This is a genomic window from Roseateles puraquae (assembly GCF_002205845.1).
Classification (GTDB): Bacteria; Pseudomonadota; Gammaproteobacteria; order Burkholderiales; family Burkholderiaceae_C; genus Pelomonas; species Pelomonas puraquae.
In genome coordinates this window covers 23,844-42,696 of sequence record NZ_NISI01000007.1, presented here as the reverse complement: position 1 = coordinate 42,696, position 18,853 = coordinate 23,844, and the positions used below count along the sequence as shown (strand labels likewise).

The 18,853-nt window shown below is 73.1% G+C and carries 8 protein-coding genes; 4 read left to right on the top strand and 4 right to left on the bottom strand.

Features of this window, described 5'->3' with window-relative positions:
* Nucleotides 1-30: 30 nt before the first annotated feature.
* The 4 genes from CDO81_RS17465 to CDO81_RS17450 all read right to left on the bottom strand — a co-directional run bounded on the left by CDO81_RS17465 (nt 31) and on the right by CDO81_RS17450 (nt 14,253).
* Nucleotides 31-1,719, bottom strand: a complete 1,689-nt coding sequence (locus CDO81_RS17465; RefSeq protein ID WP_088484510.1) for a hypothetical protein — start codon at nt 1,717-1,719, stop codon at nt 31-33.
* A gap of 96 nt (nt 1,720-1,815) precedes the next feature.
* The gene (locus CDO81_RS17460; protein WP_088484509.1) at nt 1,816-3,225 is read right to left on the bottom strand and encodes a caspase family protein; all 1,410 of its coding nucleotides are present in this window, start codon (nt 3,223-3,225) and stop codon (nt 1,816-1,818) included.
* The gene (locus CDO81_RS17455) at nt 3,222-12,539 is read right to left on the bottom strand and encodes an autotransporter-associated beta strand repeat-containing protein (protein ID WP_158218333.1); all 9,318 of its coding nucleotides are present in this window, start codon (nt 12,537-12,539) and stop codon (nt 3,222-3,224) included. Before CDO81_RS17455 ends, CDO81_RS17460 begins: the two co-directional genes overlap by 4 nt.
* Before the next feature lies 1 nt (nt 12,540).
* Entirely contained in the window at nt 12,541-14,253 is a 1,713-nt protein-coding gene (locus tag CDO81_RS17450) for a ShlB/FhaC/HecB family hemolysin secretion/activation protein (RefSeq protein ID WP_158218332.1), read from the bottom strand.
* A 191-nt stretch (nt 14,254-14,444) separates the two neighbouring features.
* Between CDO81_RS17450 and CDO81_RS17445 the strand changes: the two genes are divergently transcribed.
* The 4 genes from CDO81_RS17445 (at nt 14,445) to CDO81_RS17430 (ending at nt 18,831) form a co-directional block, all read left to right on the top strand.
* Nucleotides 14,445-14,963 (top strand): RNA polymerase sigma factor, encoded by a 519-nt coding sequence (locus tag CDO81_RS17445; protein WP_088484506.1) that lies wholly within the window; start codon nt 14,445-14,447, stop codon nt 14,961-14,963.
* Entirely contained in the window at nt 14,951-15,709 is a 759-nt protein-coding gene (locus tag CDO81_RS17440) for a hypothetical protein (RefSeq protein WP_088484505.1), read from the top strand. The genes CDO81_RS17445 and CDO81_RS17440 overlap by 13 nt, the downstream gene beginning before the upstream one ends.
* Nucleotides 15,710-15,833: 124 nt before the next feature.
* Nucleotides 15,834-17,309, top strand: a complete 1,476-nt coding sequence (locus tag CDO81_RS17435; protein ID WP_088484504.1) for a S8 family serine peptidase — start codon at nt 15,834-15,836, stop codon at nt 17,307-17,309.
* Between the two features lie 106 nt (nt 17,310-17,415).
* Entirely contained in the window at nt 17,416-18,831 is a 1,416-nt protein-coding gene (locus tag CDO81_RS17430; RefSeq protein WP_158218331.1) for a DUF4382 domain-containing protein, read from the top strand.
* Nucleotides 18,832-18,853 lie beyond the last annotated feature (22 nt).

The window sequence follows — 18,853 nt, the reverse complement described above, 5'->3', positions numbered from 1 at the left end:
GGCTTTCAGTCGTTCGGGGCGAGCCGCCGCTCAGGCGGCGATGGCGTCATGCAGCTGGTCGAGGGCGCCGAGCAGCGGCGTGCGGATGTCCTCCGCCAGCTCGCACACGTCGGTCACGACGTCGTCGTCGGCGAGCCAGCGCTGCAAGTCCTTCACCTGCTGCAGGCTCGCCGGCTCGGGGGTCAGGTTCTTGATCACGGCCTGCAGCTCGATGACGGCCTTGGCCGAGCTCGCATGCTTGGCCGCCGCCACCTGGGTGGCGACCGCCTTCAGCGAACTGACCGCCGCTGCGCGACGGGTCTTCCAGGCCTCCAACGCCTGCGCACGCGCCGCCTCACCACCGCCGGCCTTGCTGCCCTGATCGAGCAGCGGCTCCAGTGCATCGAGGAGCCGGTTGGCATCGGCATAACGCCCAACCTTGGCGGCCTGGGTCACGCCGTCAGACAGGGGCTTGACCCGGGCCGCCGAAGCGCCGGCCAAGGCCTGCTTGATGCGGGCCTGCAGCGCGCTCAGCCGCCGGGTGAAGGCCGCGCGGCCTTCGTCGTCGCCCGGGGCGGCCTTGGGCGCGGGGCGGGCCGGCGCGTCTTCGGTCGTCTCGACCTCGTCGGCTTCGTTGTCCGTCTCGCTGTCGTTGTCGGCCTCGTGACTGTCGCCCTCCAGCAGCACCTCGATCTCGTCGATCAGCTCATCGGCCTCGCCCAGGCTGCCCGCCCCCACCAGCTTGGCCACCTGGGTCACCAGCGCGGGGATCTCGGACTTGGCCGGTGCCGCCTTGGCCGCTTGAACGGCCGCCTGGATGCCGGCCTGCAGGCCTGCCAGCCGCGCAGCGACCGCCTGCTTGGTGATGCCCTGGCGCGCCTGCTCGGTGGCGGTCTTCAGGTCGCTCTCGGAGAGGTCCTCGCCTTCGGTCTCCTCCACCTCACCGCTGGAGGCGCGCAGGCGCAGGCGCACGTTCAGCTTGAGCGTCTTCTTCATCCACAGCTGGACTTTCTTCAGCAGCCCTGCCGGCACGCGGTCGCTGACCAGGGTGACGGCCTTCTGCTCCCAGATGACCTCCGCGGTCTTGTCCTTGATGACCTTGTACGGGCCCTCGTTGGGCAGGCAGGCCTTGAGCTGCTTCTCCTGCGCGGTACCCACGGCGTAGGCCAGGGCCAGCGCCGCATTCACCTTGCCGCGCACGATCAGGAACCGCATGGGCCGCGGCGACTGCTGCTTGCGCACGGTCGCCATGGCGGCCAGCAGCTTGGCCTTGAGCTGCTGCAGCTGCTTGGGGTCGACTTCATCACCCTTGTCGGCCTGGAGCTTGCCGGCCTTGTCCTGCAAGGCCTGGTGAGCCGCATCGACCGCCTCCGCCACCTCGGCGGCATACAGGCGTGCCGCCTTCGCGATCGCATTGGCTGCGGCCACCAGGTCCTTGGGCACTGACTTGTCGGCCTTGGCCTTGGTCTCGTAGTCGGCCGCAGCGGCGGCCACCGTCTCGGCCTGGCTGCGCAGGGCCTTGATCGCGGCCTTCTCGGCGGCGCGCAGCTTGTCCTGACCGGCCTCGATGTCGTCCGCCGTCTTCAGCCGGGCGGCGTCGAAGTCGTCCCACTTGAGCGCCAGATGGAGCTTGGTGAGCTGCTTGAGTTCATCGGGCAGCTTGGTCGCGGGCGTCTTGGGAGCCTTGAGCTTCTCCCATTGCGCGACGCTCAGCGTCGACGGCAGGTTGACGTGGGCCATCGTTCGGTTCCTCTTGGGCTGACATGCCGCGGCGCCGGCCGGAACGCCGCGTCGCACGGTGTTGAGTGGCAACCGCCCGCGCCGAGTTCCCCGCGGCTACTTGCGCACGTTGTCCAGATCCGGCGGTGGCGTGTAGCCCAGCTCCCGGGCGCGCGCCTCGAACTGCGCCGCCAGCAGCGGCTGGCCCGTGTTGCGGAAGTGCAGGGCCAGCTCGTAGCTCGCAATGCCGTTGCCCAAGGCCACGGCGAACTGCAGCCAGCCCTCGTAGCGCGACTGCGTGGCCGAGCCACCGTAGCCGGCGCCGCCGCGCGCGCCCTCGCGAAAGCGCCAAGCCATGCGGGCCGCGGCGTCCTTGTCACCGCGGCCGCAGCGCAGCAGGTCCTGGCGCTGGTCGGCAGGCATGTCGTCACTCGTGGCGAAGGCAGCCTTGAACAGGCGCACGTCGCTGCGCTGCAGTGCACGCATGGCGGTGCGCGCGCCGTCGCGCGCGACCTGCACGCCGGGGGCGAAGGCGCTGTCCGGCCGGGCCTTCAGGAAGGCCTCGGCCACCTGCAGCACCTCGGCCGGCCAGGCCAGGCGTTCGAGCTTCTTCAGTTCGGCGTCTTCGTCGATGTCGGCCGGCGCGGCGGCTGCGGCCCCCTCGCGGCGGGGCTCCACGGTCAGCCGCACGCGGGTGTGGTCGGCAATGAAGGGGTCTTGCGCGAGCTGGCGGATGGCCGGCAGCGGATGGTTGAGCATGGTCTCGCGCACATCGCTGCGCACCAGCTGCATCAGCTCGGGGAAGGTGGTCTGGTCGGGCACGCTGGCCATCAGCTTGACGAGCGAGCCGGTGTAGAAGGTGTTCTGTGTCTCCACGGCCGGCGCGATCGCCGGCTTGCCGGCCGCGGTGGAGAACGTGATGAGGCAGCCGGGCGGCGCCTCGACCTGGTTCAGGCCCACCACCTCACCCGACTTCAGCCCCGTGCGGCAGGCATCCACCACCGCAATGACCATGCCCTCGCGCCGGGGCGGCAGGCGGCGCACCACGTCGGCCAGCAGCTGCATGCTGCTGTTCTGCAACTGCTCGCCGCGGGCCGAAGGGTTGAGCCCCGCCGGCAGCAGCAGGTTGGCGGCATCCACCTGCACCCCGTGGCCGCTGAAGTAGAAGAAGACCGTGGCGTCCGGCGGGCTGGCGGCGGCCTGGGTGATGAACTGGTCCAGCACGCGGCGCGCGGCCGGCAGGTCCAGGTCCAGCGCCGACGTGACCGCAAAGCCGCGACGCACCAGCACCGCCTCCAGGTCGCGCAGGTTCTTCGGGATGGGCGGCAGGTCAAACGGCTGGGGGTAGCTGCGGTTGCCCAGCAGCAGGGCCAGGCGCACCTCCACGCCTGCGGGGCGGGCCTGCGCCGCCGCGCTGCGGGCGGGCCGCGCTGCCAGGCCCGCGCCGAGCAGCGAGCCCCACAGGAAGCGGCGGCGCGCCAGCTGGGGCAACCCCTGCGTGTCACGCGATTCAGAACGCTGATTCATGGTGTGTTCAACGGCGGTTTGCAACTCAGCACCGGGCGCTCGGCGGGATCACACACCTCGGGCGGGCGGGCGCCTTCGCTGCCCTGGGTGGACGCCCGGCCCGGGCCCACCTCGGCAATGACGCCGGCGCGCAGGCGCACCGTCACGTTCTCGGTGCGCACCGTGTCCTGGAAGCGCGCGCGGCGGGCCTCCTCCGCGTCGCCATTGATGGACGACAACGCGCCCGAAGCCGCGGGGGTCAGCGGCAGCACGCCGTTGTAGACCACCGGAATCTCCGTCGGCCGCGCGGCGCCGTCATGGAAGAAGCGGTAGGGCGAACCTCCAGTCGCTGGCACGCTGCCCACCTTGGGCCCGACCAGCACCACCGCGGTCGCCCCCTGGGCACCGGCCTTGGGCAGCACGGTCACGTAACCGGCATTCGGGCCGGTGGTGCGTGCGCCGGTCTCGGTGCTGCCCACCGCCACCTGGATGGCCTGGCCGTTGATGGTGCCAAAGCTGCCAGGCACCCCGAAGGCGCCCGGGGCCAGTTCCAGCGTCAGGCCAGGCGCCGACAGCGCGCGGCCCAGGCCGATCTCGTCATAGGGCAGCCGCGCCACCAAGGCTGCGGTGCCGGCCGTGGCGAGCTGGTCGGCCCGCAGGTGGATCAGATCGGCCTCGATGCCGCTGCCGCCCACCAGCACCTGCTGACCCGCCACACGCACCTGCGACTGGATGGCCTGCGTGCCGCGGGCATGGGGCTGCCAGGCGGTGTTGTAGGCGGCGCCGCTGAGCACGGCGAGTTCGCCCTTGAAGCTGTTGGCTTCGCGCGTGAGCAGCACCGAGCCGCCGCCGCTGGCCGTGACCTGCAGTTGGGCGCCCTCGGCCAACGTGATGACGCCGGCCGCGCCTTGCTGCACGGTGGCCTCGGCCAGGGCCAGCGGCTGGCCGGCCACGGGCACCTGTGCCGTGCCGTAGAGCGTCGCCTTGGCCTCGTCGGGCGAGGCCGTGGCCACCAGGCCGAGGCTGCCGCCGCTGAGCTGCAAGCGCCCGTCCAGCGACAGCCGCTCCGCCTCGATGCGCCCGCCACGCGCCAGCGACACCTCGCCCAGCACCAGCGTGCCCGGCGCCTTGATCTGCACCTCGCCGCCCTGCAGCCCCAGCGGCGCGCTGCCGAACTGATTGCTGCTGCGGCTGGCATCGATGAGGCTGCCGGCCAGGGTGAGGCCGCCGGGGTTGGCCAGCGTGAGGCTGCCGGTGTAGACCTGCTCGCCGGTGGTGGTGAGGCTGCCCGCGAGGCGCACGCTGCCGGCAGCCTGCAGCGAGGCGACGGTGTCGCTGCCGCCCAGGTCGAGCTGCGCGCCGGCGGCCACCTGCACCGCGCTGCCGTCAGGCAGGCGATCGGCCGTGGTCGTGAGCAGCCGCCCGCCCTGCACCTGGGTCGCGCCGCTGTAGCGGTTGCCGGCACTGGCCAGCGTCACATCGCCCTGCTGGATGACGAGGCTGCCGCGACCGCTGACGGCCTGGTCGAGCGTCAGCGCCTCGCTGCGCGCGAGCAGCAGCTGGCCGTCGTTCTGCAGGTCACCACGGCCCAGCAGGCCCTGGCCGCTGAGGCGCACCGCGCCGGCCTCGATGCGGCTGGCGCCGCCGTAGGTGTTGGCGGCGGTCAGGGTCAGCATGCCGGCCCCCTGCTTGACCAACCCGCCGCTGCCGCTGATCAGGCCGTCGAAGCGGCTGTCACTGCCGTCGGCGCCGGTCGCCAGGTCGGCCGCCAGCTGCAGTCGGCCACTGCCCGCCAGCGAGGCCACGGTCTGCGCCGCCTGCACCTGCACGCGGCCCGGCGCGTCGATGACCAGCGCACTGGCGCCGCCCAGCGCCTGGTCGGCCGACAGCACCAGCTCGCCCTCGGCCACGCGGGTGGTGCCGGTGTGGCGGCTGCGGCCCCCCAGCGTCAGGCTGCCGGCACCGGCTTTGGTCAGGTTACCGGTGCCGTTGAAGCTGCCGTCGAAGCGGCTCGTGCCGCCGGCCCCGCCCAGCGTGAGCGTGCTGCTGCCGAGCTGCACCTCACCGGCACCGGTCAGGGTGTCGAAGCCGGCGTCGGCCAGCAGGGCGAGCGTGGCCCCGGCGGCCACGCTGACGGCACTGCCGGCGGGCAGCACAGGGCCTGGTGCGGTCGACGCGGCAGCCAGCGGACGCAGGCCCGCGCCCTCCAGGGCCAGCACGCCGGCCTGCACCTGCAGGCCGCCGCTGAAGCTGTTGCTGCCCGCCAGCGTGAAGCGGCCCGTGCCGAGCTTGATCAAGGCCCCGCTGCCGATGAGGCTGCCGGCCCAACGTGTGCTGTCGCCGTTGGCGCCCACGGCCAGTTGCGCCGCCTGCACGTCGACCGTGCCCGCCCCGGCCAGGGCGCCCAGGCGGCTGGGCTGCTGCACGGTCAGTCGCGCACCGGCGTCGACCATCACGGCCGTCGCCTCGTTCAAGGCCGTGCTGCTGGCCAGCACCAACTCACCCGCCTCGACGTGGGTGGCGCCGCTGTGCAGGTTGTTGCCGTCCAGCGTGAGGCGACCGGCGCCGCGCTTGCTGAACCCGCCCGCGCCGGCGAGGCTGCCGCTGAAATGGCTGTCACGGCCGTCCGCCCCGGCGGCCAGATTGAAGCTGCCGAGGGCCACCTGGCCGGCGCCCGCCAGGCTGCCAGCGGCCTGATCAGCGCCCAGCGCCAGCGTGGCCCCCGCGGCGACCTGCACCGCGCTGGTGTCCGGCAGCGCGCCCGACACGCCGGCCCGCAGGGTGCCCGCGGCGATGTCCGTGGCGCCGCTGTAGCGGTTGACGCCCGCGAGCACCAAGCTGCCACCGCCGGACAGGCGCAGGCCGAAGCCGGCGCCGCCGTCGGCCAGCGAGCCGCTCACGGTGAGCCCACCGCCCCCCGGCTGGAACAGGGCGTCGGCCTGCAGCGTGACCGGCCCCGCCAGCGTGCCGGCGCCCGCGCTGCTGGTGATGCGGCCGCCCTGCACCACCAGGCCGTTGGCCAGCGTGGCGCCGTCGCGCAGGTCCAGCTGGCCGTTGGCGCCCAGCCGCACGGCCCCCGTGCCGGCCTGGGCGGCGGGGCCCTGCAGCACCAGGCGGCCGCTGTCGATGCGCGTGCCGCCGCTGTAGGCGTGGGCGCGGTCCAGGGTCAGGGCGCCGCTGCCGTTCATCAGCAGCTCGCCGCTGCCGCTGAAGTTGCCAACCAGCGAGATCGCACCCGGCCCGCCGAGGGCCAGCTGGGTGCTCACCGCGCCGGCTTCGACCGCGAAATCGCCTTGGCTCACCAGACTGGCCGTGGCCGCGCTGTCCACCGCCACCGTGGGCAGTTGGTTGTCCGGGCGGGTCAGGGTGAGGTTGCCAGCACCGGCCTTGAAGCGCGCCGTGCCGCTCACGGCCAGCGCCGCCGACTGCGTGATGGCGGCACCGGCGGCCGAGGTGTCGGCCGTGAGGCTGGTGTAGCGCCCCCCGCCGAAGGCGAGTGCGCCCGCCGACGTGACCTCCAAGGTGGCGGCATCGCCCGTCACCCGCAGGCCATCGCGGCGGCCCGCGTCGGCCTCGCGCAACTGCACACGGCCGAGGCTGCCGCCCGCGTCGGCCGCCAGGGTCACCCCGTTGAGATCGTTGCCGGCCTGGCCCAGGTCGACCGCCATGCCCGTGCCGCCGCGCGCGATCAGCGTGGTCTCGCCGCTGACGCTGAGCGCGCCGGTCTGCACGATGCCGGAACGCGCCGCGGCGGTCAGCGTCTGGTTCTGGCCACCCCCGAGCGTGAGCCGGCCGCCGCTGCTCAGCGTGAGCGTCTGCACATCGCCCTTGAAGCTCAGGTCACCCGCCGTGGCGAGGTTGGCGCTGATGAAGCGCCCGCCGTTGATGCCCGTCATCTCGATCGGGCCGAGCCACTCGTTGCCGGGGTTGTCGAGCGCCAGGTCGACGAGGTTGGTGTCGGCCACGAAGCGGGCCGTGCCCTGCACGGTGAACGGCTGGGTCTGTGAGATGCGTGTGCCGCGCGTGGTGGCGCTGAGGTCGCCCGCCACGGCACCGCTGCCCAGCACCAGGTCGCCCCCGGCAACCAGCGTCAGGTTGCGGGCATTGAAGCTGGCCAGGCGCAGCAGGCCGGCACTGGCCAGGGTTGCATCGCCCGCCGACAGCGACACGGGGCCGACGAAGTTGTTGCCCGACGCCGCCAGCTGCAGCGCGCCACCGCCGGCATTGAGCGAGGCCGCACCGCCGACCGTGAGTCCGCCACTGGCCTGAGACAGCGTGGCGCCGTTGCTCACCGCCACCAGGTTGCCCGTGACGGCGCCACGGCCGAGCTGCAAGCCGCCGCTGGACTGCACCGTCAGGGAGGCCACTTGCAGGTTGGCGAGGCTGAGGGCGCTGCCGCTGGTGAGTTGCACCGCGCCGCCGGTCAGGCTGAGCGCGCCGGAGAACAGGTTGCCGGAGGTGTCCAGCGTGATGAGAGACGAGCCGGCATTCACGCTGCCCGTGCCGCGGACGGTCAGGGGCAGGGTCTGCGTGATGGCACCGTTGGCCGTCAGCGCGAGCGCACCGGTGTTCACGTTGCCCAGTCGCAGCGCCGTGTCGCTCGCCAGGCTGGTCAGGCTGGTGCTGCCGCCCTGCAGGTTGAGCGTGCCTCGCCACTGGTTGCCCGGCTCGTTCAGGCTCATGCCGGTGCTGGCCTGCAGGGTCGCCGTGCCGTTCACCACCAGGCCGCCCGCCACCTGGGTGATCGCGCCCCCCAGGGCGCGCGCGGTGAGATTGCCGCTGAGGCTGCCGGTGCCCAGCGAGATGGCGCCTTGGCTGGTGGCGTCCAGGCTGCTGAAGGTGACAGCACCGAAGCTCAGGTCGGGCCGATTGAAGATCGTCACCGCGCGGCCGCTGAGGCTCAGCGGGCCGCCGAACTCATTGCCCGTGTCGGCCAGCACGATGTCGCGGCTGCCGGCGTTCAGCGTGGTGGCGCCGGTCACGTGCAGGTCGTCGGCCTGCGTGATGTCGCCGTTGCCGCTGGTGGCGCGCAGGGTGCCGCTGACCGTGCCCTGCCCCAGCTTCACCGATGTGCCGGCGGCCACTTCCAGTGCGCGGGTGTCCAGCGTGTCGAGCGTCAGTGCCCCCTGCGTGAAGAGCTTGATGTCTCGACCCTTGAGCGCAACGGCGCCGCCGAGCTGGTTGTCGGGGTCGCGCAGGTCGACATCGGCGGCACCCGCATCCACGGCGAACCGGCCGGTCACCTTCACCGAGGTCGTGTCTTGGCCGATGTCGCCCTGCGCCTTGAGCTCCAGCGAGCTGACATCCACGGTGCCCAGCGTGACCGCGCCACCCGCGAGCTTGGCCGTGCCGCCCTTGAGCGACACCGCGCCGCCCCAGCTGTTGCCGGGGTCCTCGAGCTCGATGGCGGCGGTGCCCGCATCAAAACCCGCCTTGCCGGCAATCGTCCAGGGCCCAGACGTCTGCTTGAGCAGGCCGGTGCTGCTGGCGCTGAGGTCGCCACTGAGCATGACCTGGCCGAGCGACAACGCGCCCTGCGTGTGCAGCCGGGCCGTGCGCCCCGTCAGGCTCACCACGCCACTGAGCTGGTTCGCCGCGGCGGTCAGGTCGATGTCGGCGGCGCCGGCATCCACGATCAAGGCGCCCGTCATGCCGATGGCCTGGCGCTGGCTCACGTTGCCCCCGGCCTTCAGCCACAAGGCACTGACACCGACATCGTCCAGCACCACGGCGCCCTGCCCCTGCAGGTGGGCCGCGCCGCCGGTCAGGTTCACCGGCCCGTTCCAATCGTTGGTGGCGGCATCGAGTGTGATCGCCCCCGCGGCCTGCAAGGTGGCCGCATCGGCCACCGACACGCCCTGTGCGGTCTGCAGCAGCTTGCCCGTGGTGCTGCGCACCTGCAGCGCGCCAGTGGCGTCGACCCGGCCCAGCGTCAGGTCGCCATCGGCCAGCAGCTGCACCTGGCGGCCAGCCAGGTCGACCGGCCCGCGCAGGGTGTTGCCCGCCTGGCGCAGGTCGATGTCGCCGCTGCCCGAGGTGAAGCGGCTGTTGACGGTGCCGGTCAACGCCAGGTGGCCTTGCTGCTGCACCACGTCGCCGGCCGTGGCCTGCACCACGAGCGCCTGGCTCGCCGCGATGTCATGAGCCAGCACCACCGAACGGCCGATGAGCGTGACGTCGCCGCCCCGCAGCGGACCCGGCGTGGTGAACGCCGTGCCCCGGCTGGCGAGCAACAGCGCGGCGGTGCCGGTGTCGAACGAGGTCAGCGCGGCTGGCAGGAAGAGTTCCCCGCCGGCATCCAGCGACAGGGCTTGCGGCTGCCCGCCCTGCGACAGCGACACCAGGCGCAGGTCGCCCTGCGTGGCCAGGCTCACGCCGGCGCCGGAGACCGTGATGTCGCCGCGCAGATCGTTGCCCGGGTTCGCCAGCGAGACGGCCGCCGAGCCGGCGTTCAGCACCACATCCCCCGAGGCGCTGAGCGCGCCGCTTTGCGTCAGCGTGCCCGCGGTCGTGACCGTGAGCGCGCCCACGGCCGAGGCGCCGAGCGTGAGCGCTGCGTCGGACTTCAGCAGGGTCGTGCCGCCGTGCAGGCTCACCGCATCGGCGAAATGGTTGTTGCCCGCATCCAGCTGGATGAGCCCGGCACCGGTGTTCACCGCCGTCTGCCCTGCCACGTTCAGACGCCCACCCGTCTGCCTCAGGCCGGCCAGCAGGCTGGAGCCCGCCGCCAGGTCCAGGCGCCCCGTCGCGGTCACGTCGTTGTCCAGCGTCAGCCGGTTGGTGGCACTCAGCGAGATGTCGTGCCCTGCCAGCGGACCGACCACCGTGAAGTCACCGCCGCTGGCCAGCGTCAGCGAGCCCGCGCCGGTGTCGAGACGGGTGGCCGGGCCCAGGTCGAGCCGGCCCTGGGCGCGCAGGCGCAGCGACTGGTCTTGCGCGAGGGACAGGCTCTGCAAGGTCAAGTTGCCGCCAGCGCCCAGGTCCAGCGCACGCGCGCTGATGTCAAGCCCGCTGCCCCAGGCATTGGCGAGGTCGGGCAGCACGACGTCGCCGGCCACGTTCAGCGTGGTCACCCCGCTGGCCGAGATGCGCCCGGTCTGCACCAGCGAGCTCGCGGGGTTGGGGGCCGTGATGGTGAGCGTGCCGTTGACAGTGGTCTGGCCCAGCGTGAGCGGCGTGCTGGCCTCGCTGCGCAGGCGGGTGCTGCCCGCACTGATGACCAGCGGGCCGGCGAGCGCATTGCCGGTCGCATCCAGGCTGACCGAGCCCGCCGTGCTGATGTCGGCCCCGCCGCTGAGCGTGAGCGCATCGGTCTGCTGCAGCGCGCCGCTGGTGCTGCGGAACTTCAAGCCGCCGAGCGCATTGATCTTGCCCAGGCTCACGGGGCCGGTGCTGGTGGTGAGGTCGAGGCGGTCATCCACGCTCACATCGCTGAGCGTCACGCTGCCCGCCCCGGTCGTCAGCGAGGCGGCCCCGTTCACCACAAGCGCACCGGCGCCCTGGGTGATGGCCCCACCGGCCGTCGTGACGCTCAGCCCCGTCACGCGGCCGGCGCCCAGCGTCGTCAAGCCAGCGCCGGCGGTGAGCGTGAGCTGGCCGGCATCCAGGCTGCCCAGCGTGATGCCGCCGCTGCCGCCAGACACGTCAACGGTCACGGCGCCTGCATGCACGGTGCCAAGCGCAGCCCCCGCGGGCGCCGTCACCGTGAGCGAGCCACCGAGGGTGTCGATGCTGCCGGCGGTGGTGTCCACGCTGGTCTTGGCCGAGAGGTTGACCGCGAGCGCGCCGCTGGTCGAGCGGATCTGGCCCAGGGCCGTGAAGCTGATGCCGCCGGCCGCCTGCAGGCTGAGCGAGCTGGCCCCGTTGGCGCGGATGTCGCCGTCGACCTTGATGTTGCCGTCCTGCCCGCCCGGGCTGCTGGCGCTGCCGGTGCTGATGGTGACCGAGGCGCCCGTGCCCAGCGCGTCGTTGAGCGCGCGCACGTCCAGCACGCTGCTGGCCGCGGTGGACTCGAAAAGGGACGGCGGCGTGGGCGCCGGCGCCGGGGCGGCGCCGCCTGGGTCCTGGATGGTGAGGTCGTAGGGGTCGAGCAGCCACTGGCCGGCCCGGCCCCGCGGGGCGGCCACATCCACCCGCCCCGTCGTGAGGCTCAGGCTCACGCGACCGGAGGTCTCCACGAAGCCGCCATCGCCACCCAACGTACCGCCCCGCGCACTGATGCGGCCGCGCATGTCGGTACGCCGGTCGGCCCAGACGGCCACAAGGCCGCCGGTGCCTTGCGCGGTGGCATCGGCATGGATCTCGGCGCCCGCTGTCACAACGGTGTCCTCGGCATTGTGCGTCGTGCCCTGGCCCTGCACGCCGCCGCCGATGCGCACCTCGCCGCCTGCGCTGCGGCCGCTGGCATCGACACGCGCGGCATCCAGCAGGGCCACGCGCTGGCCGAGCACCGTGACCTGGCCGCCGGTCTCGCCCCGGGCGTCCATCTGACCGGCCACCAGGGTGTCGCCTGCCGTTCCGCCGTCGATGAGGATGCGCCCGCCTTGCTGGCGCAGGCTGCGGGCCTGCACCAGGCCGTCCATGTTCAACACCTGACCCGCGGCGCCCGCGCGCGCCTGGGCGCGCATCTCCACGCTGCCACCCTCGGCCAGCACCTGGCCGCTGAACTTCAGCGCCACGTCGCGGCCCTCATTGCGCAGGTTGAACAGCACGAGGCCGTCGCCCTCGACGTCCACCTGCACCTGGCTGGCTGCGGCGAGGCCGACGCGACGGGCGGTGATCTGGCCGCTGACGGCCAGGTCGGGCGCCAGCAGCGCCACGGTGCCGGCGGGTGCGCTGAGGCGCCCTTCGGCCCGCAGCCCGCCCGCGCCGGCACCGGCCGAGAAGCGATAGACGCCCGCGAGGAAGTCGCCGTCCGACAGATCGAGCGTGGAGGCCACCAGGGCGCCCGCGTCCACCTGCGAGCCACGCCCGAAGACGATGCCGCGCGGGTTCACCAGGAAGACCCGGCCGTTGGCCTGCAGCTGGCCCAGGATGAGCGACGGGTCGCCCCCCACCACCCGGTTGAGCAGCACCGAGTTCACCCCCGGCTGCTGCACGCGCAGCGATTCGCCGGCCCCGATGGAGAAGGACTGCCAGTTGACGATGGCCTTGTCGCTGCCCTGCTGGATCAGGCCCGGGCTGAGCGATACCTGCCCCTGCACCACCTGCCCGCCCTGCGGCAGCGCGTGCGCGAGTGGATAGGCCAGCGCGAGGCTCAGGGCCAGGCCCAGCGCAGCGGGCCGGCCGACGCGAGCAGCGCGGCGACCGATGCAGGGGGGCTGCGGCTTTGCCACGTCAGAAACTCCAGCTTCCTTGCGCATACAGGCGCATTCGCCGCGCGCCGTCCTCGCCCCGGGCCTGCCCGGCCGTGGGCGTGGCCAGGCTCACCCGCAGTGCCCACTGGTTGGGCCGGGCCCACACCAGCGACACGCCGGCGCCGCCCAAGCGGGCGTGGTTGACGTAGCCCGGGTCACGCTCTACCCGCGTCGGGTCGTGCCGGTACTGCAAAGCGGCGGCGTCGTAGAAGGCGGCGAGCACCAGTTCGTTGGCCCAGCGGCCGAACAGGCGGGCCGGCGGCAGCCAGCGCAGCTCAAGGCTGCCCACCAGGCCGTTGTCGCCGGTGCCCTCGCCGGGCGCAAAGGCCCGCACGCCATTGGGGCCACCGGCGCGAAACTGCTCGGTGGAGTCGAGGTTGTGCCCGCTCCACTGCCCGCGCAAGGTCAGGTAGGCCAGCAGGCGGTTGCTGACGAGGTTCTGCAGCCGCGACACGCTGAAGGCCAGCTTGGTGAAGCGCGCGTCATCGTCATTGCCCGCCGGCACGCCCGCCGGGAAGCGTCGCTGCCCCTGCATCAGGTTGAACTCGAACGTGTTGACGCTGCCGGTGAACAGGCTGTCGCGAAAGTCACCGCTCAGTCCGAGCGTCAGGTCGTCCACCCGCTTGGTCGTCGACAGCGCCGCGACCCGGTCGACATAGCGCTTGGCATCGACCGCGCCGAGCACGAAGAGGTTGAGGTTGCGCGAGCGCACCCAGGGGTAGAGCGCAAAGACATTGAGCGTGCGGCTGTCTCCGTCCAGGCCCAACGGGAAGTCCTGCTTGTCGAGCTGGTAGCGCACCAGCGACAGCGACAAGCCCGCCTTGAAGCCGTCTGCGCCCAGGGGCCGCGTGTAGCCGAGCAGCGCGAACTGCAAGCCGGCCGTGGTGGCGCTGAGCAGCGAGGCCGACAACCCGTCGCCCCGGCCCAGGGGGCTGGCCACGACCACCTGGCCGCCCAGGCGCTGGCCGCCGATGTAGCGCGAGCCATTGAGGTCGGCATCGAGGCTGCCGCTGGTACGGTTCTCGGCGCGCGGCGTGAAGACCAGGGTCGCCGTGCCGGGCGTGGCGCCGGCCTTGACCTCGGCGCGCGTGGTGATGCCGCGCAGGTCGTTGATCAGAAAGACCGTGCGCTCGACCGCGTCGACGGTCAGCACCTCGCCGGGCCGCAGCCGGGCCAGATAGGCCTCCACTACCTCGCGCTCGATGGGCAGGCCCTCCGTCCAGTTCAGCTCGACCCGGTCCAGGCGCCCCTCCAGCACCGCGATGCGCACGCTGCGGCCGTCGAACACCTGCTCGGGGATGTAGGCATAGCCGAGGTAGTAGCCCAGGTCGCGCTGCAGGAAGCGGGTGACCTCGTTGGCGGCGTTCACCAGGTCCTCGAAACCGCGCCCGGGGCCGGTGAAGGCGGCGGTGAGCCGCGGCAGCGCCGCGCGCAAGGCGGCGGGCGCATCGGGCGCCACGGTGTAGGCGGCCACGTCCAGGCGCAGGTCGTCCTCGGGCTTGCCCAGCTCGCGCGCCGGTTGCGGGCGCTCGGGCGGCAGCTCACCGGCGCGGGCGGCCTCGGGCGGGCGGGCGAGTTCGGCCGGGGTCGGCACCACCGCGGGTGTGGTGGCCCCCACCACCGACGGCAGCAGCAGGCCGGCCAGCAGCGGCAGGCAGGAGAGCGGGCGGCGATGTCGGGGGGCGGGAAGCAAGGCGGGAAGCAAGGCAGGCAAGAGGCAGGTCAAGGGCTCGGCACGGGCGGCCGTCGACCTGGCGGTCGCACGCGGGGTGAGTCACGCCGGGCGGGTTTGAGTTCCGCGCCCCCCGCGAATGGAGGCGGCACACTGGCGGGCCTATCTGCGACGGAAGAAAACCGGCGCGCCGAGCGTTGTCGGGGCATGTCATGAACTCCCATCCAGCTTCCCCCGCCTCTTTCGGGTCCGAGCTGGCGGCCCTGGTGCCGCGCCTGCGCCGCTTCGGACGGCTGTTGACGGGTCATCCGCAGGACGCGGACGACCTGGTGCAGCTCGCCCTGGAACGCGCCTGGCAGCACCAGGCCCGCTGGACGCCGGACACCCGGCTGGACAGCTGGGTCTTTCGCATCATGCAAAACGCCTGGATCGATGAAATCCGTGCCCGGCAGCGCCAGGCCCAGGTGCTGGTGGACGGGGCCGACGTGCAGGCCGCTGCGGCACCGGAGAGTTCGCCGCTGGACGCGCTCGCCGTCCGCCAGGCCGTGGCCCGGCTGAACGACGACCAGCGGGCGGCCGTGGCCCTCGTGCTGATCGAGGGGCTGTCTTACAAGGAGGCCGCTCAGGTGCTGGGCGTGCCCATCGGCACCCTGACCAGCCGCCTGGCCCGGGCGCGCGACCAACTGCAGGCGCTGCTGGCGCCCGAGGAGAACCCGCCATGCTCGGCGTGACCGACGAAACCCTGATGGCCTGGGTCGATGGCGAGCTGCCGCCGGCCGAGGCCGCCCGCGTGGCCGAGGCCGTGGCACAGGACGCCACCTTGGCCGCCCGCGCCGCCCGGCTGCGCGCCCTCAACGATCAACTGCGCCAGGCCTTCGCCGCCGAGCTTGCCGAGCCGGTGCCGGACACGCTGGCGGCCGCGGCCCGCGGCGAGCCTCTGGCCGCGCCGGCCGGGAGCGCCCGTGTGGTCTCGCTGAGCAGCCGGCGCGCTTCGCGCTCGCGGCCCACCTGGCAGTGGGCGGCCTGGGGTGGCCTGGCCGCCACCGTGGCGATGGCGGCGGTGCTGCTGCCGCAATGGGCCCCCGGCACCTCGGGCGGCACCGTGCAGGCCCAGGCCGATGGCCACCTGGTGGCCCGCGGTGCGCTGGCCGAAGCGCTGGAGCATGGACTGTCGGGCGAGATGCGCCCCGACGGCACGCGGCTGCTGCTGAGCTTTCGCGACCGCAGCGGCGAGTTTTGCCGCAGCTTTGCGGCCCCTGCCGGCCGGGGGCTGGCCTGCCGTGCGGCGGGCCAGTGGCAAGTCGTCGTGCTGACGGCGCCGGCGGCTGCAGCCGCTTCCGTGCCGGCTGATCGCTTGCGGCTGGCCAGCGCCGACCTGCCGGCCGCGGTGCTGGACGCGATCGACCAGCGCATTGCGGGCCTCGCCCTGGACGCGGCCCAGGAGCGCGCCGCACGCGACGCGGCCTGGGCACCATGAAGCGCGGGCCGCGTCGCCGACGCGTGATGGTGCTGGTCGGGCTCGTCCTCGCGGCGGGCGCATGGTGGCACTGGGCCGGGCACACACCGGATGCCAGCTGCCCGACTTGCGCCGATGATGTGGCATGGTCACGCTGAACGCCACGCTGCGCACCCTGGGACTGGCCCTGCTCCTGCTGGCGCCCACGGCCTGGGGTGACAACCGCGGGGGCGGCAGTGGCAGTGGCAGCGGCAGCGGCAGTTCGGGCCTGTCCCGCCCCATGACACTGCCGTCCACCCCCACCAGCGGCTGGCCCGGCGGGCGCACCACCCCGAGCAACCCGGGCAGCAACAACAGCGGCAAGGACGGGGCGCGCACGGACGACGCGGCCAAGGATGGGGCCGGGCCCGGCCGCAACGGACGGGAGGACGGCAGCACGCGCGACGGCAGCGGGCGGCGCGAGGGCGATGACCGCAACGGCGGCCCCCTGCCGCGCCCGGGCGCTGACATGCCGGAGGCCCGCTGGCAGCGCGGCGACCAACTGGTGCGCAGCAACCCGCTGGCCTATGAACGCGACCCCATCGGCGCGCCGGTGCTGCGGGCCGAGATCACGATGCTGCTGCCCGCGGATGCCGAGCTGCCAGCCGCGCTGGCCCGGCGCGGCTTCATTGCGGTGCGCGAGAGCGCGGTGCTGGGCCGCCGCCTGATCGTGCTGCGCACACCGGCGGACCTGACGTTGGCGCGCGCGGTGGCGCTGGGCCGCCGCCTGGTGCCGGAGGCCGAAATCGACTTCAACCATGTGCTGCTCGGCAGCGGCCGCACCGAGCCTGCCCGGCGCGCACCGCCACCACCGGCGCCTGCCACCTCGGCACCGCCGCCGGAACCGGTGCATGTGGGCCTCATCGATGAAGCCTTGGTGCCGGGTGGCGAGCTGACCCTGCCGGGCGAGGTGCGTCCCGTCGGGGCTCGCTGCCTGTCGCGGGCCGTGCCGGAGGGGCATGGTCAGGCCGTGGCCCTGGTGCTGGCGCGCGGCCTGCAGCAGGCCGGCCGGCGTCCGGTGCTGCATGCGGCGGACCTGGGCTGCGGCCAGGGCGCGGTGGATGCGATCGCGACAGCGCTTCAGGCGCTGGACGCCGAGCGCGTGCCGGTCGTGAACGTGAGCGCCGTGGGGCCCTACAACCGCGTGATGGCCGCCGTGGTCGCGGCCTTCCTGGCGCGTGGGCATCTGCTGGTGGCCGCCGTGGGCAATGACGGGCCTGCAGCACCGCCGCTCTACCCGGCGGCCTACCCCGGCGTGATCGCGGTGACCGCCGTCGACCGCCAGGGCCGCGTGCTGGTGGAGGCCGGGCGTGGCGAGCATGTGGCGTTTGCGGCGCCCGGCATCGTGGAGCTGCCCGGCCCTGACGGCACCACCCGCACCTGGCGCGGCACCTCGCTCGCCGCGCCGGTGGTGGCTGCGGCGCTCGCGCTGCGCCTTCGCCAACCCGACCCGGCCGCAGCCCAGGCAGCGGTCGCCCAGTTGGCGCGCAACGCGCTGGACGCCGGCGAACCGGGGCGCGACCGCATCTATGGCCACGGCATCGTCGGCCTGCCCGCCACCGCGCTGGCCGCGGCGCATTGACGTTTCGACACACACCGACCCCACGGCAGGGATAAAACCTGCGCGCCGCATCGTTGTCCGCAGCATCCGGGCCTCTCCCCGCCCGGCTCACCTGCGGAGACCCACGATGACCATCAGCACTTCTCTCCTGCGCCTGGCCGCCGCGGCCAGTGCGGCCACGGCCCTGCTCGTCGCCTGCGGCGGCGGGGGCGGCAGCACGACCGAAGCCCCGACGGCTTCCCCCCTGTCCTACAAGCTGCAGACCTACATCACGGACAACCTGGCCACGGAATATTCCAAGGTCTGGGTCACGATCAAGAAGATCACGGCGGTGGACGGCGCCGGCACCGAGGTCACGCTCTTGGATGCCTCGGCCAGCCCGGTCTCGGTCAACCTGTCGTCCCTGGCCGACGTGGGCCAGTTCATGTCGACCGTGACCCTGCCGGCCGGCGTGTACGCCCAGATCAAGGTGACCCTGGGCAATGCGGTGCAACTAGTGTCGCTGGACGGCAGCAAGACCCTTTCCGCCCGCTTCAACAGCACCGGCGCCGACCAGGTGCTGACCCTGCGCGACCTGGACCTCAACCCGGCCAACACCGGCCAACTGGTGCTGGACTTCAACCTCGCGAAGTTCTCCTACGACGCCACCACCGGCATCGTCACTGCGGTGGTGGAACGGCGCGATGCCGGCGAAGCCTTCGGCAAGTTCATCCGCCAGCAGGCCGAGGTGCACGGCAGCGTGACGGCGGTGAACACCACGGCCGGCAGCTTCACGGTGAACGACAGCCGGCTGGGCAGCGTCGTGGTCACGCTGGCGGCCGACGCCACGATCGTCAATGAGCAGACCCAGGCCAAGCTGACGCTCGCCGACCTGGCCGTGGGCGCGAACGTGGAGGTCAAGGGCAAGGTGACGCCGGGCGCCACCACGGCCGACCCGGCCACCGTGACCGCCAGCGTGGTGCATGTGCTGCCCGCCGGCAGCACGGGCGACGGCACCGCCACCCTGCCGCGGCTGCGCGGTGCGGGCACGGTGACGGCCGTCAGCGGCTCGCTGATCACGGTGTCGCTGACGGACGCCAATTTCCTGCCCAGCAGCAACAGCGTGGTGGTGGATGTCAGCTCGGCCCGCTTCGCGCACGGCCAGGCCAGCGACGTGACGGTGGGCGCCACGGTGCGCTTCGCCGGCAAGGCCGCGGGCACCGGCACGACCCAGATCACGGCCACGGTGTTCGACCTGGACGGCGCCTCGTCCAATCCCGGCAAGGGTGAGAAGTACAACCCGGGCGTCATCGGCAAGGTGGCCAGCATCACCAGCACCACGTCGTTCACGGTGACCGTCACCGCCGCCAACACCAATGTGCCGGCGGGCACCTACACCGTGGACGCCAGCAAGGCGGAGTTTGAGTCGGGCTCGTCCAGCTGCCTGGTGGTGGGCGCGCAGGTCAAGTTGCGCGGCACGCTCAGCGGCACGACGCTGACGGCCACGCGCATCGAGATCGCCGGCTGCGGCGGCCAGAAGCACTCGTCGCCCGGCCGGGGCTGACGCGCAGCGCGGGGCAAGACCC